The sequence below is a fragment of the Bacillus sp. Brlt_9 genome, from assembly GCF_051948935.1.
In the GTDB taxonomy this organism is placed as follows: Bacteria; Bacillota; Bacilli; order Bacillales; family Bacillaceae_G; genus Bacillus_A.
The window spans coordinates 22,016-44,414 of sequence record NZ_JAYJLO010000018.1; the positions used below are offsets into that span (position 1 = coordinate 22,016).

Here is a 22,399-nt window from a genome sequence, read left to right on the forward strand (position 1 = left end):
TGATATAATCTAAACTCGTGAGTAATTACTATAAATTAATTGCTCCTTGCCCATTACGGGCCGTTTAGACCAAAAGGAGGTGAAAGTGTAATGAGAAAGTACGAAATTATGTACATCATTCGTCCTGGCGTTGAAGAAGAAGCTCAAAAAGCTTTAGTTGAACGTTTTGCAGGTGTTTTAACAAACAATGGTGCAGAAATCATTAACACGAAAGAGTGGGGTAAGCGTCGTTTAGCTTACGAAATCAACGACTTACGTGAAGGTTTCTACATGATCTTAAACGTGAACTCTAACGCAGAAGCGATTAATGAATTCGACCGTTTAGCTAAGATCAACGAAGACATCCTTCGTCATATCGTTGTTAAAGAAGAAGAAAAATAATTGATATATAAGGGAGAGTGGTTCGATTGATGAATCGTGTTATCCTCGTTGGTCGTTTAACTAAGGACCCTGACTTACGTTACACGCCCAATGGTGTTGCAGTAGCTACTTTTACGTTAGCTGTGAATCGCGCATTTGCGAATCAACAAGGTGAGCGTGAAGCTGACTTTATTAATTGTGTAATATGGCGTAAACAAGCAGAAAACGTAGCAAATTATTTGAAAAAAGGTAGCTTAGCAGGCGTAGATGGACGTCTTCAAACTCGTAATTACGATGGACAAGATGGTAAACGTGTATATGTAACAGAAGTTCTTGCGGAAAGCGTACAATTTTTAGAGCCGCGTAATGGCGGTGGGGAGCAACGTGGTTCATTTAATCAGCAACCATCAGGAGCTGGTTTCGGTAACCAAAGCTCTAACCCATTTGGTCAATCTAGTAATTCAGGCAACCAAGGTAATCAAGGAAACTCTGGATTTACGAAGAATGACGATCCATTTTCAAATGTAGGTCAACCGATCGACATTTCCGACGACGATTTACCGTTCTAATACAGTAAATTTGTTAGTTTTAACAAAGAATGGAGGGAAATAGACATGGCAGGACGCAAAGGTGGACGTGCGAAACGTCGTAAGGTGTGTTTCTTCACAGCTAACGGCATCACTCGCATCGATTATAAAGATGTTGATTTATTAAAACGTTTCGTTTCTGAGCGTGGTAAAATTTTACCTCGTCGTGTAACAGGAACAAGCGCAAAATACCAACGCAAACTTACAGTTGCAATTAAACGTGCTCGTCAAATGGCACTTTTACCATATGTTGGTGAATAATAGCGTATGAAATGCACAGTAGAGTCGGACTCTACTGTGCATTTTGCTATGCTTTTCTTTTTTGAAAGAGAGGTTATATGATGAAGAATACGAAATTTATTACTGAGGGTGCAGCGCTGTTAGCGATATATGCAATGTTATTGCTTATATCTATGTATGTTCCAATTTTAGGTACAGTTGTAACGTTTGCGTTGCCATTGCCGTTTATATTGTTAACGATAAGATATAGATTATCTAACGCCTTTGTAATTTTTACGGCGGCGCTTTTTATTACTGTTATTGTCAGTCAACCGATGAACCTAGTAAAGACAACTATGTTTGGATTGATAGGTATCGTTTTAGGGCATATGTATAAAAAACGAAAAAAGCAGGTAGAAATTTTGATGGCGGGGACGCTTGCGTACTTAATTGGTATTATGCTCATTTATGTTGTGAGTATAAAGTTTTTTAACATAGATTTAATGAAGCAAATGCAAAATATGTTTAATGAAAGTATGACGCAAAGTGAAAAGATAGTTAATGCTGCGGGTATGCCGATTAGTAAAGAACAAAAAGAGTTATTTGCACAATTTAATGATGTGTTACAAACATTATTCCCAAGTTTACTTGTAATGGTCTCGGTATGTTTTTCTTGGATTACAGTTATGATATCAGGTAGTGTTTTGAGAAAGCTAAAACATGACGTTATACCTTGGCCTAAGTTCAAAGATATACAATTACCAAAGAGTATTGTTTGGTATTACGTTATATTTATTTTGCTATCAACTTTTATAAAAGTAGAACCGACATCATATTTACATATGGTATTTTCTAACCTATATGTCATATTTGCTCTACTACTAGTACTGCAAGGTCTGACGTTTATCGCTTTTCTAGCGCATAGTAAAGGTTTTACGAAAGGGGTTCCTATTATTAGTTTTATTGCCTGCATGTTTATTCCGATGCTGTTTCCTCTTGTGACAATCTTAGGTATAATTGATTTAGGGATTTCATTGCGTTCTAAAATAGGAGGATAAAGTAATATTCCTTATACTATTTTAATCTGTTTAACTAACTGGAAGGTGAGTTAGTTTTACTTTATAGGAGTTGTATACATGCCTGAATTTTATAAGAAACAGTGGTTTTTATATCCTGTTTACGTATTGGCATTTTTTGTGTTTGTGCTCATTTCGATCCTCTGTTATTTTCATTTGATGATGGGGATAGCCGCCTTTTTTATCTTTTGTATTGTACTTTTTGTTGTTGTACGATTTGAACTTACCTTTCAAAAGAACTTTGAAAAACATACGACAGAGATGATTACGAGGGTAAAGAAAGTGAGTAATGAGGCATTTAACCAAATGCCGATTGGTATTTTGTTATACAATAAGGATTATGGGATTGATTGGGCGAATCCTTATTTATCTTCATGTCTAGGACAGCATGCATTAGCTGGATGGCACCTTTATGATGTATCAGAAACGTTACTTCTTTTTATTAAGGGAGAAACTTCCGATGATATAGTCTCTTTAAATAATCGAAAGTTTCGTGTCTTTGTAAGGAAAGAAGAAAAGTTAATTTATTTCTTTGATGTAACGGAACAAACAGAGATTGAAAAGATGTACGAGGATCAACGTACTGTTTTGGCTGTCATTTATTTAGATAATTATGATGAAGTTACACAAGGATTAGATGATCAATTACGTACGAATATAACAAGCCTTGTAACATCGCGACTAAATGAATGGGCCGTTAAGTACGGGGCATATTTAAAACGTGCATCTTCAGAAAGATTCTTCGTTGTGCTAAATGAAAGTATTTTAGCACAGATGGAGAAAGGGAAATTTAACATTTTAGATCAAGTGCGTGAAGAAACATCTAAAAGGAATATCCCACTCACCTTAAGTGTAGGTGTTGGATCAGGTGATTTACCTTTATCAGAGCTTGGAGCGATGGCTCAGTCCGGCTTAGACCTTGCACTTGGACGTGGTGGAGATCAAGTAGCTATTAAACAAGCAACAGGTAAAGTTAAGTTTTATGGTGGTAAGACAAATCCGGTGGAAAAACGTACTCGTGTACGTGCCAGAGTTATTTCGCACGCATTAAAGGATTTAGTATTAGAAAGTAGTAATGTCATTATAATGGGGCATAGGGCTCCTGATATGGACGCAATTGGTGCTGCGATTGGTATTTTAAAGGTAGCGCAATTAAATGAGCGCAAAGGATATATTGTGCTAGATGAAAATGACTCTGATAAGGGAATTAAGCGTTTAATGGATAAAGTGAAACAAAATGAGGAGTTATGGTCTCACTTTATTACACCAGAACAAGCGATGGAATTTGCCAATGATGATTCCTTACTTGTTGTTGTTGATACGCATAAACCTTCAATGGTGATGGAAGAAAAGCTATTACGCAAAATTGAAAATGTAGTTGTTATTGACCATCATCGCCGAGGAGAAGATTTTATTGAAGATCCATTGCTTGTTTACATGGAGCCATATGCTTCTTCCACGGCAGAACTTGTTACAGAATTACTTGAATACCAACCGAAAAATTTAAAAATGACAATGTTAGAAGCGACAGCGTTGTTAGCAGGTATTATTGTTGATACGAAAAGCTTTACATTCCGGACAGGTGCTCGTACGTTTGATGCCGCTTCTTATTTACGCTCACACGGTGCAGATACTGTACTTGTACAAGAGCTGTTAAAAGAAGATATGGATCAGTATTTACGGGTTGCAAAAGCTATTAAAAATGCGTACATTTATACAAATGGAATTGCGATTGCAAAAGTTGATAGTGATGATTACTACGATCAAGTGCTTATTGCACAATCAGCGGATACATTATTAACAATGACAGGAATTATTGCGTCATTTGTTATTGCAAAACGTGGTGAGAATTTCATTGGAATTAGCGGCAGATCTTTAGGTGAAGTGAATGTGCAGCTAATTATGGAAAATTTAGGCGGTGGTGGGCATTTAACGAATGCAGCCACACAAATGAAAAATGTTACAGTAGATGAAGCTGAGGAGAAGCTTCGATTTGTTATTGATGAATATTTACAGGGAGGCACACAATCATGAAAGTAATTTTTCTAAAAGACGTAAAAGGTAAAGGTAAAAAAGGAGAAGTAAAAAACGTACCAGATGGCTATGCAAATAACTTCTTACTAAAACAAGGATTAGCTGCTGAAGCGACAAATAGCAGTATGAAAACTTTAGAAGCTCAAAAGCGTAAAGAAGAAAAAGATGCAGCAGCAGAGCTTGAAAGTGCAAAACAATTAAAAGAAACGTTAGAGAAACTAACTGTAGAATTAAAGGCTAAATCTGGAGAAGGTGGCCGTCTATTCGGTTCAATCACAAGTAAACAAATCGTAGATGCGATGCAAAAATCACACAAGATTAAACTTGATAAGCGTAAATTTGAAATGGATGATGCAATTCGTGCACTAGGCTATACAAATGTTACTGTGAAATTGCATCCGCAAGTAACAGCAACAGTAAAAGTTCATGTTAGTGAACAATAAAAATAAGTTAAGCAAGGAGGATTGCGTATGAGTGATGTAATGGCTGATCGTACCCCTCCGCATAATATAGAAGCTGAGCAGGCAGTCTTAGGTGCTATATTGATTGATCAGGATGCGTTAACGTCAGCATCGGAACTATTGGTACCTGACTCATTTTATCGAACGAAACATCAAAAGATTTTTGAAGTCATGCTTGGATTGTCTGATAAGGGGGAGCCAATCGACTTAGTAATGATGACGTCAGCGATGGCTGATCAAGGGTTATTAGAAGAAGTTGGTGGAGTTTCTTACTTAGCAGAATTAGCAGAAGTTGTTCCGACCGCTGCTAACGTAGAGTATTATGCACGAATCATCGCTGAAAAAGCGTTGTTACGTCGTTTAATTCGAACAGCGACTCATATTGTGTCTGATGGATATGAGAGAGAAGACGATGTGGATGGCCTATTAAATGAGGCTGAGAAAAAAATATTAGAAGTATCACATCAAACCAATGCAAAGGCATTCCAAAATATTAAAGACGTTCTTGTAGATGCTTATGATAAAATCGAACTTTTGCATAATCAAAAAGGTGAAGTTACCGGGATACCAACCGGGTTTACTGAATTAGATAAAATGACGGCAGGGTTCCAGCGAAATGATTTAATTATCGTGGCAGCACGTCCATCGGTAGGGAAAACGGCATTTTCATTAAATATCGCACAAAACGTAGCGACGAAAACGGATGAAAATGTCGCGATTTTTAGTCTAGAGATGGGTGCTGATCAGCTAGTTATGCGTATGCTTTGTGCAGAAGGGAATATCGATGCACAAAGACTTCGTACCGGATCATTAACTTCTGATGATTGGGCGAAATTAACGATGGCAATGGGTAGCCTTTCTAATGCTGGTATCTATATTGATGATACACCAGGGATTAAAGTAAATGAGATTCGAGCGAAATGTCGTAGATTAAAACAAGAACAGGGTCTTGGTATGATCTTGATTGACTACTTACAGCTTATTCAAGGAAGTGGGAAATCAGGAGAGAACCGTCAGCAGGAAGTATCTGAGATTTCTCGTACACTAAAAGGGATTGCACGTGAATTGCAAGTGCCTGTTATTGCCTTGTCGCAGTTATCTCGTGGTGTAGAATCTCGTCAAGATAAACGTCCGATGATGTCTGATATTCGTGAATCGGGAAGTATCGAGCAGGATGCTGATATCGTAGCCTTCTTATATCGTGAAGATTACTATGACCGAGAAACGGAAAATAAAAATACGATTGAAATTATTATTGCAAAGCAGCGTAACGGTCCTGTAGGTTCCGTAGAGCTCGCATTCGTTAAAGAGTTCAATAAGTTCGTTAACCTAGAACGTCGATTCGAGGATGGACATGCGCCGCCTGCATAAAGCTAGTATAAAAAAGAAACACATTTCTTATAATAAGATGTGTTTCTTTTTTTTATGGGAAAGATAAGGCTTTCATAATGTGAAAAATATAATTGTTACGAACGAAAATGTTTTTTAATAAAAAAATGTTCGTTTTTTGGTTGACTTCTTTTTCGGTTTTGGTACAATTATATTGTTTGAATAGATCGTTTGAAAATTGCGGAGGTGCTTTAATAATGTCTTCAGTAGTAGTTGTAGGAACACAATGGGGCGACGAAGGAAAAGGTAAAATCACTGATTTTCTTTCTGAGCATGCGGAAGTAGTTGCAAGATATCAAGGTGGAAATAACGCGGGACATACAATTGTTTTCGGCGGAGTTAAATATAAATTACACTTAATTCCATCTGGTATTTTCTATAAAGAGAAAATTTGTGTAATCGGAAACGGCTTAGTAGTAGATCCGAAAGCATTACTTGAAGAATTAAAATACTTACACGATCGTGGTGTAAGTACTGATAATTTACGTGTAAGTAACCGTGCGCACGTTATTTTACCTTATCACCTAAAACAAGATGAGTTAGAAGAAGCGAGTAAAGGTGATAACAAAATCGGTACAACGAAAAAAGGTATCGGTCCTGCATATATGGATAAAGCTGCTCGTATTGGTATTCGTATGGCTGATCTTTTAGACCGTGAAGCATTTAAAGAGAAGCTTGAGCGCAATTTAGTAGAAAAAAATCGCTTATTTGAAAAAATGTACGATACAGAAGGTTTCAGTGTAGAAGAAATCTTCGAAGAGTACTTCGAGTATGGACAACAAATCGCGCAATATGTATGTGATACGTCTGTTGTATTAAATGATGCATTAGATAACAATCACCGTGTATTATTTGAAGGTGCACAAGGTGTTATGCTTGATATCGACCACGGTACGTACCCGTTCGTTACATCTTCTAACCCGATTGCTGGTGGTGTAACAGTTGGAACTGGAGTTGGTCCTGCGAAAGTTACTCGCGTTGTAGGTGTATGTAAAGCATATACAAGCCGCGTTGGTGATGGTCCATTCCCTACTGAGCTTCATGATGAAATTGGTCATCAAATTCGTGAAGTTGGTCGTGAGTATGGAACGACAACTGGTCGTCCACGCCGCGTAGGTTGGTTCGATAGCGTTGTTGTAAGACATGCACGTCGTGTTAGTGGTTTAACAGATCTATCATTAAACTCTATCGACGTTCTAACTGGTATTCCAACTCTTAAAATTTGTGTTGCTTACAAATGCGATGGCGAAGTTATCGATGAAGTTCCAGCAAACTTAAACATTTTAGCGAAATGTGAGCCTGTATACGAAGAGCTTCCAGGTTGGACAGAAGATATTACTGGTGTAAGATCATTAGACGAGCTTCCTGAAAATGCACGAAAATACGTAGAACGTGTTTCTGAATTAACAGGAATTCAATTATCTATGTTCTCAGTTGGACCAGATCGTAACCAAACAAATATCGTTCGTAACGTATACGAAGCTTGATTGATATTTTTGAGAAAAAACTCATGTCCGCATGGGTTTTTTCTTATCTTTTATAAAAAAATAAAAAAAGGTATTGCAAAACATAAAGAAAACATGTTATGATACATCTTGTCGTCACGAAAATATGACGTTGGTGAGTATGAGCCATTAGCTCAGTTGGTAGAGCATCTGACTTTTAATCAGAGGGTCGAAGGTTCGAGTCCTTCATGGCTCACCATTTTATTTTTCGTGGCCCGTTGGTCAAGTGGTTAAGACACCGCCCTTTCACGGCGGTAACACGGGTTCGAATCCCGTACGGGTCATGTCTTTTTTTATGTTCATTTTTGGTCCCGTGGTGTAGTGGTTAACATGCCTGCCTGTCACGCAGGAGATCGCCGGTTCGACCCCGGTCGGGACCGCCACTTTTGTTTATACCACCATTAGTGGTTTTATATATAGTTTTGGCTCGGTAGCTCAGTCGGTAGAGCAGAGGACTGAAAATCCTCGTGTCGGCGGTTCGATTCCGTCCCGAGCCACTCTCAGGATATTAAGTGGGCCCACTTAATATCCTTTTTATTTGTGTAATTTTACAAAATTGAGTAGTTATTTTAAAATAGAATGAGGAGCCTCTAGCAGTTGAAGCTAGAGGTTTTTCTATAGATCGTATAGGATTCCGTGTAAAAGTGGATCATACATGAGTCTGTGAGAATAGAGGAGAAAGTACTTAAGCAAAAGATGCGGTCATATAGGGACATACTATGTAGACATCAATGTGTTTAGGGATATTGACCATATTTTTACCCCGGATCAACGGGCAGTAAGATCCTACCTCAAAATTCAGCGAGGGTAAAGAAGTCGGGTGCAGGATTAACTGCCTGTAAATGCCCAATTGGTGAGGGCTAATAATCGGTAAGGGATGAAACCCCCCAACGATTAAAGTTTCACTTTATAAGGAGGAAATAGACGATGATGGGAAAGAAAATTTTAGTAGTTGATGATGAAAAGCCGATTGCGGATATTTTGAAGTTCAACCTAGAAAAAGAAGGTTTTGAAATTGTAATGGCGCATGATGGTGATGAAGCGATTGAAAAAGCAAATGAAGAACAGCCAGATATGGTTTTATTAGATATTATGCTACCAGGTAAGGATGGCTTAGAGGTTTGCCGTGAAATACGTAAAAGCTCAGAAATGCCGATTATTATGCTTACAGCGAAGGACTCTGAAATTGATAAAGTATTAGGACTTGAGCTTGGTGCCGATGATTATGTAACGAAGCCATTTAGTACGAGAGAATTACTTGCTCGCGTGAAGGCGAATTTACGTCGCCATCAACAAGGTGGTGCGGCAGAAAAAGAAGAAAATACGGAAATGGTTATTGGACCAATTGTTATTAATCCAAATGCGTATAGTGTAACGAAACGCGAGGAAAATATTGAACTTACACATCGTGAATTTGAGCTACTACATTATTTAGCGAAGCATTTAGGACAAGTTATGACACGCGAACATTTATTGCAAACGGTTTGGGGTTATGACTATTTTGGAGATGTACGTACAGTGGATGTAACAGTGCGTCGTTTACGTGAAAAAATTGAAGATAATCCAAGTCATCCTACATTAATTGTCACTAGACGTGGAGTAGGATATTACTTGCGTGACCCAGAGCAGGAATAGTATATGAAGAAAGTCGGTTTTTTTCAATCTATTCATTTAAAATTTGTACTCATATATATGCTATTAATATTGATAGCTATGCAAGTTATTGGAGTATATTTCGTAAGAGAGTTAGAAAAGAGTCTTGTACAAGGCTTTAGAGATTCTTTAACGCAACAAACGAACTTATTATCGTATAACTTGAAACAAGAGTTTAAAAAAAGTTATACAAAAGCAGAAACAGAGTCAACAGATGAAACGATTAAAACTTCCATTCGAAAATTTGCCTCTGATCGCAAGAAAGATATTCAAGAGGTAAGTGTATTTGATGCGAATAGAAAGTTACTTGCTATTTCAGATGAGTCAAAGCAAAACAAGGTAAATAGAACATCAACTGATATAGCTGTTCAGCGGGTATTGGTACAAAAAAAACCAGAAGTGAAAATTGAGAAGGATGGTCGTACAGGTCACCGTGTACAAGTTATGATTACTCCTATTATGGATGATAACAACAAAAATGCACTTGGTGCTATTTACGTTGTTGCATCTATGGAAGATGTTTATAAGCAGATGAAGGATATTAATCAAATCTTTGCGACTGGAACCGTTATTGCATTACTCGTAACAGCTGTACTTGGAATTTTGTTAGCTCAAACGATTACAAGACCAATCTCTGATATGCGAAGACAAGCGATTGAAATGGCAAAAGGAAACTATTCAAGAAAAGTAAAAGTGCATAGCCATGATGAAATTGGACAATTAGCATTATCTTTCAATAATTTATCAAAAAAATTACAACAAGCTCGTTCTTCAACGGAAAGTGAAAGACGTAAATTGTCATCCGTATTATCACATATGACAGATGGAGTAATTGCTACTGACCGAAAAGGGGACATTATTTTATTAAATGATCCTGCGGAAAAGATGCTAAATGTTTCGCGTGAAACGGCACTCGATCAATCTGTTTTAGAAGTATTGGGAATACAAGAAGAATTTACGCTCGATCATTTATACGAAGAGCCTGATTCTGTTTTATTAGATTTTAGTACGAGAAATGAGCCATATATTTTACGCGCTAGTTTCTCTGTTATTCAAAAAGAGACAGGGAAAGCAAATGGTTTAATTGCCGTATTATATGATGTAACTGAGCAGGAGCGTATAGAAAGGGAACGCCGCGAGTTTGTGGCAAACGTTTCTCATGAATTAAGAACACCATTAACGACAATGCGCAGCTACTTAGAGGCACTTACAGACGGTGCGTGGCAAGATCCAAATATTGCACCGCAATTTTTAACAGTTACACAAGAAGAAACAGAAAGAATGATTAGACTTGTAAATGCGTTATTGCAACTATCTAAACTCGATAGTACAGAACATCGTTTAATGAAAGAATGGGTCGACTTTACTGACTTCTTCAATAATATTATTGATCGTTTTGAAATGTCTAAAGAGCAAAACGTAAGTTTCAAACGATCTTTCTCTAAAAAATCTCGATTTATTGATATGGATACGGATAAAATTACGCAAGTATTGTATAACATTATTTCGAATGCATTAAAGTATTCACCAGAAGGTGGAACAGTAACATATCGTTTACGTGATCGCGGTGAATTATTAGAGATTAGTGTAAGTGACCAAGGAATGGGTATTCCGAAAGAAAACGTCGATAAAATCTTTGAGCGTTTTTATCGTGTAGATAAAGCACGTTCGAGACAAATGGGTGGTACAGGACTTGGATTAGCGATTGCAAAAGAAATGATTGAGGCACATGGTGGCTCGATTTGGGCGAAGAGTGAGGAAGGAAAAGGGACAACTATTTATTTCACATTGCCAATGGCAGCGGATGAAGAGGACGAATGGGAATGAGTATGGAAAATGTTAAAACGATCGTTTTAATTAACTTAGTTGTAATTAGTCTATTTCTTACTTTTAACTTATGGACGTATGTACCAGATTCCACATCTATGCAAAACGCAAAATTTGTGCAGGGGAATGAAGGAACTACTCAAACTAAAATCGCTGATGTTGTCCGCCCTACTTCCATCATCGTGCATAAAGATAAAAATCATTACGGGAGCAAAAGAGAGGGAGATATAGAATCAATCTATAGACCTTTGGAAGCAGGGGAATTACATGAGTTCAAAGAAATATCGATTGCTAAGGCTGACTTCCTTTCTTATGTGCATGGTGAAGGGAAAATTGAACTTATTTTCCCTACCAACATCCCATTTGATACAGTTAAATCTATGTTTAATATGAAAGAAAAAAGTATAGATAAGCCTAAACACTTTAATCGAATTATTCTTGATCCTTCTAGAAGCAGGGATCAAGAAATTAAAATTAATTTTGTTTCTGATGGTGATAACTCTAGAATATATGAAGCAAAATTAAGTGGTGTGTATTTAAAAGATATTGTAAATGCACAAAATCAATTTATAGTATCGGCAAAACCTTATTTTGATTATCAAATTAATGATATGAAAAAGATATTTTTACCAGATGGAACGACGGAATTAAATAATATAACATATATTTCATCTAATTTAGCAGTTGATACATTTAAGAATGCTCTGTTTAGTGATCCTCGTTATTTAAGTCCGATTATCGAGAAGTCGAAAGAAATATTTACAGATGGTATTAGGTCTATGGAGATTGAAAACGATCAGCATATGCTAAAGTATAAAAATTCTTCTGTTTCAAGTGAGAAAACGACAGATAATTTAATGCTTTTGCAAAAAAGCTTTGATTTTGTAAATGGTCACAGTGGGAGTCTGGATTCATATCGTTTGGACTATATGAATAAAGGGCAGACAGTATTCCGTTTACATGAAGATGGATATTCCGTATTCAATACAGATGGATTAGCTGAGTTGAGACAAATATGGGGATCCGAAGAAGTAATGGAATATGAAAGGTCGTTGTTATCTTTAAACACGAAAGGGATAGAACAGAAGGTTACCCTTCCGTCAGGTCATGTTGTGATAGCATCCCTAGAAAATAATTCCGCTGTAGATAAACGACTCATTAAAGACATTGGTATTGGATACAAATTAGCACTAGATGGACAAGTGGCTCGACTACAGCCAATTTGGTATGTAAAGTTTGTTGAAGATGAAGCTGGCAAACAAAAAATATATGAGTGGAGTGAGGGAGGACTAAATGGATTGGGATCGGATTAAAACCATATTTATTGTGACCTTTTTTGTTTTGGACCTCTTTCTCATTTTTCAATTCATTCAAAAGCAAGATAGTAATCAATTGGAGCTTATTGCAGAAACAAAGATAGATCAAGAATTAAAAGCAAACAAAATTACTATGGGTAATTTCCCTAAAGAACCGAAAAAAGAGTCATTTATTAGGGCGGAAAACAAGGCATTTAAAGAAGAAGATATACAGTCTTTAAAAAATCAAACAGCGCATATACAGAATATGTACAAGATAGAAAGTAAGCTGAAAGAGCCCTTTTTGAATACAAAATCATTATCCAAAGATAAGTATAGTGATTTTTTGAAGAACTATGTATTGGATGGACAAAAGTATGAGTATGGGGCGATGAAAGACTCTAAAATTTACTTCTTCCAAAAGTATAAAGATAAGCCTATTTTCTATAACGATCAGGCAATGATTGTTGTGGAATTAAATGAAAAAAATGAACTTGTGTCGTACACGCAGACGATGCTAACGGATTTAAAGGAAATGGGCGAAAGTGAAAAAACGAAACAGCAAGAAATTATTACTGCCCAAACGGCTTTAGAAAATCTGTATTTAAAAAATAAAGTTCATGGGAATACACATGTAAAAGAAGCACAAATTGGTTATGCGACCCTTACCGCATCTACTTCTAATAACCAAGTACTCGCTCCAACATGGAATTTAAAAACGGAGCAGAAGCAGGACTTCTTTGTAAATGCAATTGAAGGACAAGTTATGGAATTAGGGGAAAAGGAAAATCAAGTGGTTGATGAACATACTGGAGTGAGAAAGAATGGGTTTGCATTTTAGCGTACTTGCAAGTGGAAGTACAGGGAATATGCTATATGTAGGAACAGATGAAAAGAAATTACTCGTCGATGCAGGTTTAAGTGGTAAAGCAACAGAGGCTTTATTTAAACAGGCAGAATTAAATATAAATGACGTATCAGGTATTCTTGTAACACATGAACATAGTGATCATATTAAAGGATTAGGTGTATTAGCACGTAAATATGATTTACCTGTTTATGCAAATGAGAAGACATGGAATGCAATGGAACATTTAATAGGAAATATCCCAACTGAGCAAAAGTTCATTTTCTCAGTTGGGGATGTGAAAACATTTGGTGATATTGAGGTCGAGTCATTTGGAGTTTCTCATGACGCCGCAGAGCCGATGTTCTATGCTTTTCACAACAATAATAGAAAGTTAGCTCTTATTACAGATACGGGATACGTGAGTGACCGTATGAAAGGTGTTATTAAGGGAGCTAACGCTTTCGTATTTGAAAGTAATCATGACGTAGAGATGCTTCGTATGGGACGTTATCCATGGAGTATTAAGCGACGTATTTTAAGTGATGTAGGGCACGTTTGTAATGAGGACGCTGCATTAGCGATGGCAGATGTCATTACAGACGAGACAAAACATATTTATTTAGCGCATTTAAGCCTAGATAATAACATGAAAGAACTAGCACGTATGTCAGTGTCACAAGTATTAGAGGAAAAAGGATTTGGAGTGGGAGAAGCCTTTGAAATTCACGATACAGATCCGAAAATGCCGACAAAAATTCAATACGTATAATTCTTCATTTTAGTAAACAATAAAGGTGAATATAGTTGTTTTCAGGAAGATAGGTGAACAAATATGTCCTTTATTGATGAAGAAAATTATCGTATGAAACGTGCAAGGAAAAAGAAGCATAAAGGTATTGTTATTTCTAGCATAGCAGGAACGATTGTAGGAGCTTCGTTATTTGCATTTGGAGCTCCTTTATTTGCAAATGATGCAGGCGTGCTTCCACAAGCTGAAGCAAGTGGCAGTAATATGGCCGAAGCGCAAGGAATTAAACAAATTAGCTTTGTGGATGCTGTTGATCGTGCGTCTGAAGCTGTTGTTGGCGTTATTAATATTCAACGAGATAATTTTTCAGAGGCAGATTCAGAAGCTGGTACAGGGTCGGGTGTAATTTATAAAAAGGCAGATGGCCAAGCTTATATCGTAACGAATAATCATGTTGTTGCTGGGGCAAATCGTATTGAAGTAAGTTTAAGTGACGGTAAGAAAGTCCCAGGAAAAGTATTAGGAACTGATGTAGTCACAGATTTGGCTGTACTACAAATAGATGCAAAGCATGTGAAAAAGGTAATTGAAATTGGTGACTCTAATACTGTTCGTAGAGGAGAACCGGTCATTGCGATTGGAAACCCGCTTGGGCTACAATTTTCTGGAACTGTCACACAAGGTATTATTTCAGCTAATGAACGTATTGTCCCTGTAGATTTAGATCAAGATGGACATTATGATTGGCAAGTTGAAGTATTGCAAACAGACGCAGCAATTAATCCAGGTAATAGTGGTGGTGCGCTTGTAAATGCGGCAGGTCAATTAATTGGCATTAACTCAATGAAAATTGCAGCAAAAGAAGTAGAAGGAATTGGACTAGCTATTCCTGTTGCTAGAGCTGTTCCTATTATGAATGAATTAGAGAAGTACGGAAAAGTAAGAAGACCATATGTTGGAATTGAACTTAGATCTTTAAATGAGATTCCAAATTACCATTGGTCAAAAACATTACATTTACCAGCTAATGTAACAGAAGGGGTTTGCATATTAGATGTGAAAAGTCCTTCGCCAGGTGTAGATGCTGGTTTACGAGAACACGATGTGATTGTAGCAGTTGATGGAAAACCGGTTCGCGATATTATCGGATTCCGTACGGCCTTATATGATAAAAAAATTAATGATAAAATGACTCTTACATTTTATCGTGGTACAAAACGAGCAACAACAACGGTTAAACTAGGCATTCAAAAGTATTAAAAACAGGAGGGCCTACCTCCTGTTTTCTATTGTAGAAAAGTGAGGTGAAGAATATGAATTTACCTTGTTGTTTAGAACATGTGGAATTAGCTTTAGATATCATTGTGGATGAGTGTGAAGTTGCACCGGTTATCAACAATGTGGATAACTCAGAAAAAGAGAAAAAAACATGTGAATTTTGTCAAAATGAGGCGACATATGTTGTATCGAACACAGATTCTCACACAATATGTGGGTAACATTTGTGGATATGTGGATAAGTTATGTGGATAACATGTTTGTAAGGTGGGGAATACGTGTGAATATCTCGATTATTTCAATTGGGAAATTAAAAGAAAAATATTTAAAACAAGGTATAGCAGAATACTTAAAACGATTATCTGCATACGCAAAAGTAGAAGTAATTGAATTACCAGATGAAAAGGCACCAGAAAATTTAAGTGAAGCAGAAATGTTAATTGTAAAAGAAAAAGAAGGAATACGTATACTGGATAAAATTTCTGATGATACGCACGTCATTGCGTTAGCGATAGAAGGAAAACAAAAATCATCAGAAGAATTTGCAGTAAGCTTAGATCGTCTTGCTACATATGGAAAGAGTAAAGTTGCCTTTGTAATTGGTGGATCACTTGGACTAAGTTCAGAAGTAATGAAGCGTTCAAACGAATCACTTTCTTTTTCAAAGATGACATTACCACATCAATTAATGCGATTAGTGTTACTTGAGCAAGTGTATAGAGCGTTTCGTATTAATCGTGGTGAACCGTATCATAAGTAAGTGAGATTTTAATAAATGACAAAAAATAAGTGTAGGACTATATGAAATCGTAGTCCTACACTTATTTTTATTAAATTGTGAGAGCTAAGTATAATATGAAACATAAAACCCACAAACCAAGATATAGAACAAAAACGACATGCTAGGAAATATAACTTGAATCCAATAAAACTTGAGATAAATAGTAATGTATCCGACATAATGGTGTCGGATTAAATGTGATAAATGAGGGATAATCATGTCAGTAGTGAACCTGTTACGAAAAAGAGAAAAATCCCTAACAGCTCCTCAACTAAAAAGATTCAAAAAGATCTATAAACTATTAGAAGCTTAATTGAAGGATATTTGGAGGCGATCGTATGAAAGAATATAAAAAATGTCAAAGTTGTGCCATGCCACTAAAAAAAATTGAAGATCGTGGTACGGAGAAGAATTTAGATCAAAGTAGCATGTACTGTAAGCATTGTTACCAAGTAGGGGAATTTACGCAAAAAGATATTTCTGTAGATGAGATGAAAAAATTTGTAAAAGATAAATGCATCGAAATGGGTTTCCCGAAGTTTTTAGCAGGAATGTTTGTAAAAAACCTTCATAAATTAGAGAGGTGGAAATAGGAACTAAAATCCATGCTATATGTAATGCATATCTCATTTTGATCTGTTATGGTGAACCGTATTATAAGTAAAGGCGTTTTTTTCTGAATTAAATATGTATAAAGGTATGTGAGCTGATTTGTTTTGCATACCTTTGTTGGTTAAGTAGGTGTCTCAATACAACGCATTGGATATACGTATTGAATATATGTTTATTCAGCAAAAGGGCAGGATGTATTTAAGAATACAAATAGGCATTTTATGAAAACGAAGCAGCGTAACGAATGAAATTGACACAGAATGATTTTTCATAAATATCTAATCAATACCTAATTTACCTGCATTCTCCTAAAGTAGTGTTCTTAAAAAAAATATATATATATTTTTTACATGTTTTACCTTATAATATGTTTATCGAAATGATAGATGGATAAGGTGGACAGGAATAAGATACGTGAAAATGCATCTTGTCAGGCATCGAATACAATCAATGCAAAATTTTGTGCTACATATGGGGGAAAGTTTGAAAACCCAACATCTAAGCTAAACTAGTTGGATCTTCTGAACCGACTACGCAAAAGCACGAGACCATTGTTAAAAAATCTTGGTTTATTTGGTTTGTCATAATAATCGCATTATATATATAATTAACTTTATTAATAAATAGATGAAATACAATCTAGATTGTCTCGCAAAATCTTTACCGAAAATAACAGAAGCTGTAGATGTAGATGCGTTCTATGAGTAAATTGCTATTATGGAATATATCTGTTTGAGCGTGATAAAAAGTATCGATTAGTCTTCGATGAAAACAAGAGTAGTTGTGTGATTGAAATATTGAATTTCCCAATATAAATAAAACAATAGGAGGTTGTGTTAGTGAAAAGTGTACGTGGAGTTATGCTCGCAGAAGATGAAGTAATGATTCGTGAATATGAAGCGTCATATATTGATAACCCTAAATCAGAAGGGTATGTCATTGCAACAAATCGTCGTTTAATTTTTACAGGTAGCACATCAACAACGACGGGATCAAGTATTTTAGTACGTGATACAAAAATCGATACGATTACAGGTATTTTTGGTGGTTTAACAAGAAAGAAAAGCATTATTCAGATTATTATCGGTGTGTTGATTGCACTGGTAAGTTTATACTTCTTAATAAATGAAGGTGGCCTTGTTGCTTTCATCGCTCTTTTATTAGGTGCTTTTATGGCGTATAGAGGATTCAATGCATCAGGTGTTCAAATGTACCTATATGTACTTAGTAGCCAAACTTCGCCTTCTATTAGTGTATCCGTAGAAGCAAGCCGTGGTCTATTTTCTCGTATTAATAATCATGATGCCGCGATGACGGTTGCTGCTTCAGGTCCAGGGAGACATACAGAGCAAATGATTAAAGAAATTAGTGCTCTAATTCAAGACATCCAAATCATGGGTGACTTAGCGGTAAACAAATGGAATAACCATCAAATGGTCGATGAACCTGTTCAATCGAAACTGTCTACAAATGAGCAGTTTTCAACAGTTGTAGCTACAGTGAAACAAACAGCTAATAAAGTAAAAGAAACAGCAGTAACAGCTTCTGAGGTTGTATCTGAAGTGTCTAAAAAAGCAAAAGAAAATAAAGAAGAGAAATCAGTTGCTGCCCAAAATACAAAAACATGTAGCTGTGGTACGGTGTGTGCTGCAGATGCAGACTTCTGTACAGAATGTGGTAATAAGTTAGACAGTAAGTCAGAAGTTATTTTCGGATAAATATCAAAGTTGTTCTTCTTAGAGGAACAACTTTTTTTTGGAAGGGGCTATTATGAGTTATTTAAAAAATGAAGTATTAGATGGCCAACAATTATTAACATTACAAGAAAAAGAAGTAATGTGGTACGGTAAGGCGAAATATGGTATTCCGGGAAAAGATCTTACGGGAATTACAATTGATCCATTATTATTACAACGTCACATGCTATTTGTTGGATCGATTGGTAGTGGGAAATCTGTTTCGCTATTTCATTTAATTGACGGTCTACGCAAAAATGCAACAGAAGATGACATGTTTGTGTTTTTTGATGCTAAAGGTGATTACATCGAAAAATTTTACCAAGAAGGGGACTATGTACTGACTAACGAGGCAGAAGTAGTACCTGGTATGGTGCGATGGAATATTTTTGATGATATTATGGCAACAATGCCATCGAAGCGTGAAGAAGTCATTTGGGAAATCGCATCATCTTTATTTAAAGAGGATATTGAATCTTCAAGTTCACCTATTTTCGCCACAGGAGCGCGTGATTTATTTGCAGCGATTTTATGTGCGAAAGTTCGAGAAATCGAAAAAGAAGGAACAGTAGAAAACCATGCGACATTTATTTCATGGTTACAAGTTGCTACAGATGTAACGGTACGAAATTTACTATTAAATCATCAAGATTTGAAATGGGTTAAACATTATATTAATAAATCTAATGATCCAAAAACAAATCAATCATTCTTCATGCACCTATACCAAAATTTATTCAATGTTTTTAATGGAACATTTAGAGAGGCTGGTAATTTTTCATTAACTCGTGCAGTAAAGGAACGTGGTCAACGTGCCGTATTTTTAGAGTATGACATTGCAAGTGCTAATGTAATGAAGCCAATTTATACATTGTTATTAGACATCGCAATGAAAAACGCACTTGGTCAGAAAGAAAAAGAAGCACGGGGCAATATTTTCTTCATTTTAGATGAGTTACCACTAATTCCGAAACTCAACTATATGGACAATGCACTGAACTTTGGTCGTTCTTTAGGAATTCGTGTCATTGCAGGAATCCAAAATGTTGGGCAAGTTCATCACGTATACACAGAAAGGTTAGGGGACAGTATTTTAAGTGGCTTCGGGACTGTTTTCGCATTCCGTTTATTTGATGAGGCAAGTCGTACATTTATTCGAAATCGTCATGGTATGAATAAAAAGATGATTGCTTATTCAGCATCTAATGCAAGCAAAGGTGTGCAAGATGCGATTATTGATGGGCATGTTATCGAAGATTGGGATTTAACAAAACTATCGATTGGCCAATGTATCGTATCACCGTTTAATGGGGGACCATTTAAATTTTATCCACTGAACTACACAAAATAAGTATCTAAACTTAGAGGAGGCCACAATATGACAACAGAATTATTTGTACCTATCGGTCGAGATTTAGGGCTATATGATGAAAAAAATGGGGAACGTTTTTATGCAGTAGGCAGTAGCTTATCTCCAATTATTTTAACGCATGTCGAATATTTTGCATGGTCGAAATTACGCTACTATTCATCAATTTTTCAATGGCAAGAGGAGCTATCAGCGAAACTAAAGCCTAAATTTCCAAAGCTACAGTTTGAAGATATCCTCTTGAAATTATTGCGTTTCAATTTAATCATGCCTTGGCATTTTGAAGATGCTGAAAATAGTTTACTTGTCGAAACGTTTGCGACACGTAATGGTGTGGCTTATGGATGTGAGAAGAATAAGTGGCGCATAGGCAGCGCCCTGAAAAGAGACAATCTGCATTTAACGAAGGAGCAGTATGCCCTGTGGAATGCTGCAGCTGGTAGTGAAGCTTTAATTGAAATTTTATCAATAACGATGACTCAGCTAGGGATGAATGATACTGAAGTGCTAGCACTTCTAAATGAACAAGGTGCAAAATTAATAAAATTAGGTTTGTGGAATGTCGAATACTTACCATTTATGGCAGAGGGGGCAGAAGATGTCGAATAAATATATTGCAATTGGTGAAGGGTTAGGTCAGTTCCAAGATCTTCATCAAGCAAATACATATAAATTGAAGTTGCAAGAAATCGTAGAAGTAGATGATTTTTCGTATAGCCTGTGGGAAGTCATTAAGGCGCAACCAAGTACCCTACAGGAGTTGCTCAAAATCAATCCAGCAATAGAGGCGAATGCACTAAAAACAACCTTAGCAAATTTAGAATCAAAAGGGGCTATTGTGAAGTTTCCGGATACGTATTCATCAGAGTTTTTTGATCGCTTTTCGCTAGTTCCAAAAGGACAAGCAGGAACACAAACCGGAAACCTCTATACAGTAATGAGTTTCCCGAAGCATAATCCAGTGGAAATGCCGGTTGTCTCTTATTTGATCTGGTTCCATGCACATCCGATTATGCCATGTCCGAATGTATTACAAGCAGTTCATGATGATTCTGGGATAGCGTTAGGCAGCATTGTTGAAGAGTTTATGAATTGGATTCCGCTTCTAATTACATGCGATGTTCTTTCGCTTCGCCCATTAGGGTAGGGACTAAACGATGAGTCGTATTAAACAAATTGCTGGTAAATTCAAACAAATATACACAGAAAAAAGACAAACAGTCGTTTCAACATATCAAGATACAACTTCAGGAATTCAAGCATTAAAAGGAACATCTTTTGATGAAAAGAAACAATTAGCCTCTGCTTATATAGGCGAGAAATTTGGCATGAACACGGAAAAAAGCATCGCAGCAAAACAAGACCAAATTAAAGATTTAAGTAAAACTGTTGAGGCAAATCTTAATTTTGAACGAAATATAGCAGGGTCTATTGGGAAGTATGGAACCAGGTATGGCATTAAGTATGGCATCAAGGGAGTTAAGTCGATAATTGACATCCCATTTGTCGGGGGTATCGTAGAAACCGCTATTGAAGCAGCTATTGGAGAAGGATTTAAAGCAGGATTAAAAGATAAGCTTGAACAGCTAGAAAACAAGGCGGGTGAAGTGACGAAAGAAGGTTACGATAAAATACTAGGTGGTCGGAGAAGAGAAAAGCTGCAAGAGAAATATGACAGTATGACCCCAGATGAAAAAGAGGGACTTCGGGAAACGTTAAAAGAAAGCGTGGAAAAAGAAACATATAACAAGGGTGTTTTAGAAAAATTCCGAAATCAAAAAGAGCAAATTAAGCAGGAGAAATATGGGGTGGAAAAGGAATTCCCTAGTACAACTCTTATTAATCCAGATGATAATGGTAGTAACGGACCGCCATCGCCACCACCAGAAGATGAAGGCATGATAGAAAGTCCAGTACAACAAGAGCAGGATGAGGGAACACTGGGCGCTGACGAATCCATCGCACAAGACGAACAAGAATATAATGATTCAGTAGATGGAGAGGTTGATAATTTAACAGGCCCACAGGAACAGCCGGAATCCTTGTTGCAGGAGGACGGTGAAGCAGAGGTCGAACAAGAAGCCGAACAAGAAGTTACAGAAACTGATGTGATGCCACATACGGAAGAAAAGGATTTAGAATCAGAGGAAGAGTCAGAACGTGAGCAAGAGGATCCAGAAGAAGAATCAGAGGAAGAGTCAGAACTGGAGCGAGAAGATTTAGAGGAAGACTCAGAGGAAGACCGAGAGCCGGAGCAAGAGGATCCAGAAGAAGAATCAGAGGAAGAGTCAGAACTGGAGCAAGAGGATTCAGAAGAAGACCGAGAGCCGGAGCAAGAAGAACCAGAAGAAGAATCCGAGGAAATCCCAGAACTGGAGCGAGAAGATTTAGGGGAAGACTCAGAGGAAGACCGAGAGCCGGAGCAAGAAGAACCAGAAGAAGAATCCGAGGAAATCCCAGAACTGGAGCGAGAAGATTTAGAGGAAGACTCAGAGGAAGACCGAGAGCCGGAGCAAGAGGACTCAGAGGAAGAGTCAGAACGAGAGCAAGAAGAACCAGAAGAAGAATCAGAGGAAGAGCCAGAACTGGAGCAAGAAGAATCAGAGGAAGAGCCAGAAC

22 protein-coding genes and 4 tRNA genes are annotated in these 22,399 nt (G+C 36.8%); all 26 read left to right on the plus strand.

Going from position 1 to position 22,399, the window contains the following annotated elements:
• Positions 1 to 90: 90 nt before the first annotated feature.
• Entirely contained in the window at positions 91 to 381 is a 291-nt protein-coding gene (gene rpsF, locus VF726_RS30245) for a 30S ribosomal protein S6 (RefSeq protein ID WP_001233781.1), read from the plus strand.
• 26 nt (positions 382 to 407) lie between these two features.
• A complete protein-coding gene (gene ssb, locus VF726_RS30250; RefSeq protein ID WP_000981963.1) occupies positions 408 to 929 on the plus strand; it encodes a single-stranded DNA-binding protein in 522 nt (173 codons plus the stop codon).
• A 45-nt stretch (positions 930 to 974) separates the two neighbouring features.
• The gene (rpsR, locus tag VF726_RS30255) at positions 975 to 1,208 is read left to right on the plus strand and encodes a 30S ribosomal protein S18 (protein WP_000918873.1); all 234 of its coding nucleotides are present in this window, start codon (positions 975 to 977) and stop codon (positions 1,206 to 1,208) included.
• 80 nt (positions 1,209 to 1,288) lie between these two features.
• The gene (locus tag VF726_RS30260; protein WP_440173913.1) at positions 1,289 to 2,224 is read left to right on the plus strand and encodes a YybS family protein; all 936 of its coding nucleotides are present in this window, start codon (positions 1,289 to 1,291) and stop codon (positions 2,222 to 2,224) included.
• Between the two features lie 78 nt (positions 2,225 to 2,302).
• Positions 2,303 to 4,276, plus strand: a complete 1,974-nt coding sequence (locus tag VF726_RS30265; RefSeq protein WP_440173914.1) for a DHH family phosphoesterase — start codon at positions 2,303 to 2,305, stop codon at positions 4,274 to 4,276.
• A complete protein-coding gene (rplI, locus tag VF726_RS30270) occupies positions 4,273 to 4,719 on the plus strand; it encodes a 50S ribosomal protein L9 (RefSeq protein ID WP_000864235.1) in 447 nt (148 codons plus the stop codon). The genes VF726_RS30265 and rplI overlap by 4 nt, the downstream gene beginning before the upstream one ends.
• A gap of 27 nt (positions 4,720 to 4,746) precedes the next feature.
• The gene (gene dnaB, locus VF726_RS30275) at positions 4,747 to 6,108 is read left to right on the plus strand and encodes a replicative DNA helicase (RefSeq protein ID WP_001286244.1); all 1,362 of its coding nucleotides are present in this window, start codon (positions 4,747 to 4,749) and stop codon (positions 6,106 to 6,108) included.
• Positions 6,109 to 6,323: 215 nt separating this feature from the next.
• Positions 6,324 to 7,613, plus strand: coding sequence for an adenylosuccinate synthase (locus tag VF726_RS30280; protein ID WP_166704371.1), 1,290 nt, complete (start codon positions 6,324 to 6,326; stop codon positions 7,611 to 7,613).
• A 141-nt stretch (positions 7,614 to 7,754) separates the two neighbouring features.
• Positions 7,755 to 7,830, plus strand: a tRNA-Lys gene (locus tag VF726_RS30285).
• A gap of 13 nt (positions 7,831 to 7,843) precedes the next feature.
• Positions 7,844 to 7,915: transfer RNA gene (locus VF726_RS30290), tRNA-Glu, on the plus strand.
• Between the two features lie 23 nt (positions 7,916 to 7,938).
• A tRNA-Asp gene (locus tag VF726_RS30295) sits at positions 7,939 to 8,014 on the plus strand.
• 41 nt (positions 8,015 to 8,055) lie between these two features.
• Positions 8,056 to 8,128: transfer RNA gene (locus VF726_RS30300), tRNA-Phe, on the plus strand.
• A 430-nt stretch (positions 8,129 to 8,558) separates the two neighbouring features.
• The gene (gene walR / locus VF726_RS30305) at positions 8,559 to 9,266 is read left to right on the plus strand and encodes a cell wall metabolism DNA-binding response regulator WalR (RefSeq protein WP_000971865.1); all 708 of its coding nucleotides are present in this window, start codon (positions 8,559 to 8,561) and stop codon (positions 9,264 to 9,266) included.
• Between the two features lie 3 nt (positions 9,267 to 9,269).
• On the plus strand, positions 9,270 to 11,111 hold the full coding sequence (gene walK / locus VF726_RS30310) for a cell wall metabolism sensor histidine kinase WalK (protein ID WP_440173915.1): 1,842 nt from the start codon (positions 9,270 to 9,272) through the stop codon (positions 11,109 to 11,111).
• A complete protein-coding gene (locus tag VF726_RS30315; RefSeq protein WP_440173916.1) occupies positions 11,108 to 12,424 on the plus strand; it encodes a YycH family regulatory protein in 1,317 nt (438 codons plus the stop codon). The genes walK and VF726_RS30315 overlap by 4 nt, the downstream gene beginning before the upstream one ends.
• The gene (locus VF726_RS30320; protein WP_440173917.1) at positions 12,405 to 13,247 is read left to right on the plus strand and encodes a two-component system regulatory protein YycI; all 843 of its coding nucleotides are present in this window, start codon (positions 12,405 to 12,407) and stop codon (positions 13,245 to 13,247) included. The genes VF726_RS30315 and VF726_RS30320 overlap by 20 nt, the downstream gene beginning before the upstream one ends.
• Positions 13,231 to 14,025, plus strand: a complete 795-nt coding sequence (locus tag VF726_RS30325) for an MBL fold metallo-hydrolase (RefSeq protein ID WP_000522836.1) — start codon at positions 13,231 to 13,233, stop codon at positions 14,023 to 14,025. Before VF726_RS30320 ends, VF726_RS30325 begins: the two co-directional genes overlap by 17 nt.
• Positions 14,026 to 14,088: 63 nt before the next feature.
• Entirely contained in the window at positions 14,089 to 15,264 is a 1,176-nt protein-coding gene (locus tag VF726_RS30330) for a S1C family serine protease (RefSeq protein WP_440173918.1), read from the plus strand.
• 53 nt (positions 15,265 to 15,317) lie between these two features.
• Positions 15,318 to 15,503, plus strand: coding sequence for a CxxH/CxxC protein (locus VF726_RS30335; RefSeq protein ID WP_001052827.1), 186 nt, complete (start codon positions 15,318 to 15,320; stop codon positions 15,501 to 15,503).
• Between the two features lie 59 nt (positions 15,504 to 15,562).
• Positions 15,563 to 16,042, plus strand: coding sequence for a 23S rRNA (pseudouridine(1915)-N(3))-methyltransferase RlmH (gene rlmH / locus VF726_RS30340; protein WP_001027003.1), 480 nt, complete (start codon positions 15,563 to 15,565; stop codon positions 16,040 to 16,042).
• Positions 16,043 to 16,401: 359 nt separating this feature from the next.
• The gene (locus tag VF726_RS30345) at positions 16,402 to 16,656 is read left to right on the plus strand and encodes a zinc ribbon domain-containing protein (protein ID WP_440173919.1); all 255 of its coding nucleotides are present in this window, start codon (positions 16,402 to 16,404) and stop codon (positions 16,654 to 16,656) included.
• A gap of 858 nt (positions 16,657 to 17,514) precedes the next feature.
• A complete protein-coding gene (locus VF726_RS30350; protein WP_440173921.1) occupies positions 17,515 to 18,393 on the plus strand; it encodes a hypothetical protein in 879 nt (292 codons plus the stop codon).
• Between the two features lie 52 nt (positions 18,394 to 18,445).
• Positions 18,446 to 19,762, plus strand: a complete 1,317-nt coding sequence (locus VF726_RS30355) for a type IV secretory system conjugative DNA transfer family protein (protein WP_440173923.1) — start codon at positions 18,446 to 18,448, stop codon at positions 19,760 to 19,762.
• A gap of 27 nt (positions 19,763 to 19,789) precedes the next feature.
• Entirely contained in the window at positions 19,790 to 20,389 is a 600-nt protein-coding gene (locus tag VF726_RS30360) for a hypothetical protein (RefSeq protein ID WP_440173924.1), read from the plus strand.
• A complete protein-coding gene (locus VF726_RS30365; RefSeq protein WP_440173925.1) occupies positions 20,379 to 20,927 on the plus strand; it encodes a hypothetical protein in 549 nt (182 codons plus the stop codon). Before VF726_RS30360 ends, VF726_RS30365 begins: the two co-directional genes overlap by 11 nt.
• Before the next feature lie 10 nt (positions 20,928 to 20,937).
• Positions 20,938 to 22,399, plus strand: a 1,462-nt coding sequence (locus tag VF726_RS30370; protein WP_440173926.1) for a hypothetical protein, incomplete at its 3' end; no start/stop codon positions are given.

What these genes read in the sequence shown, in the direction of transcription:
- walR (WP_000971865.1), top strand. Translation starts at nt 8,559, where the DNA reads ATGATGGGAAAGAAAATTTTAGTAGTTGATGATGAAAAGCCGATTGCG.
- VF726_RS30260 (WP_440173913.1), top strand. Translation starts at nt 1,289, where the DNA reads ATGAAGAATACGAAATTTATTACTGAGGGTGCAGCGCTGTTAGCGATA.
- rpsF (WP_001233781.1), top strand. Translation starts at nt 91, where the DNA reads ATGAGAAAGTACGAAATTATGTACATCATTCGTCCTGGCGTTGAAGAA.
- VF726_RS30365 (WP_440173925.1), top strand. Translation starts at nt 20,379, where the DNA reads ATGTCGAATAAATATATTGCAATTGGTGAAGGGTTAGGTCAGTTCCAA.
- VF726_RS30320 (WP_440173917.1), top strand. Translation starts at nt 12,405, where the DNA reads ATGGATTGGGATCGGATTAAAACCATATTTATTGTGACCTTTTTTGTT.
- VF726_RS30335 (WP_001052827.1), top strand. Translation starts at nt 15,318, where the DNA reads ATGAATTTACCTTGTTGTTTAGAACATGTGGAATTAGCTTTAGATATC.
- VF726_RS30345 (WP_440173919.1), top strand. Translation starts at nt 16,402, where the DNA reads ATGAAAGAATATAAAAAATGTCAAAGTTGTGCCATGCCACTAAAAAAA.
- dnaB (WP_001286244.1), top strand. Translation starts at nt 4,747, where the DNA reads ATGAGTGATGTAATGGCTGATCGTACCCCTCCGCATAATATAGAAGCT.
- VF726_RS30315 (WP_440173916.1), top strand. Translation starts at nt 11,108, where the DNA reads ATGAGTATGGAAAATGTTAAAACGATCGTTTTAATTAACTTAGTTGTA.
- VF726_RS30355 (WP_440173923.1), top strand. Translation starts at nt 18,446, where the DNA reads ATGAGTTATTTAAAAAATGAAGTATTAGATGGCCAACAATTATTAACA.
- VF726_RS30265 (WP_440173914.1), top strand. Translation starts at nt 2,303, where the DNA reads ATGCCTGAATTTTATAAGAAACAGTGGTTTTTATATCCTGTTTACGTA.
- rpsR (WP_000918873.1), top strand. Translation starts at nt 975, where the DNA reads ATGGCAGGACGCAAAGGTGGACGTGCGAAACGTCGTAAGGTGTGTTTC.
- VF726_RS30330 (WP_440173918.1), top strand. Translation starts at nt 14,089, where the DNA reads ATGTCCTTTATTGATGAAGAAAATTATCGTATGAAACGTGCAAGGAAA.
- VF726_RS30280 (WP_166704371.1), top strand. Translation starts at nt 6,324, where the DNA reads ATGTCTTCAGTAGTAGTTGTAGGAACACAATGGGGCGACGAAGGAAAA.
- walK (WP_440173915.1), top strand. Translation starts at nt 9,270, where the DNA reads ATGAAGAAAGTCGGTTTTTTTCAATCTATTCATTTAAAATTTGTACTC.
- rplI (WP_000864235.1), top strand. Translation starts at nt 4,273, where the DNA reads ATGAAAGTAATTTTTCTAAAAGACGTAAAAGGTAAAGGTAAAAAAGGA.
- VF726_RS30325 (WP_000522836.1), top strand. Translation starts at nt 13,231, where the DNA reads ATGGGTTTGCATTTTAGCGTACTTGCAAGTGGAAGTACAGGGAATATG.
- VF726_RS30360 (WP_440173924.1), top strand. Translation starts at nt 19,790, where the DNA reads ATGACAACAGAATTATTTGTACCTATCGGTCGAGATTTAGGGCTATAT.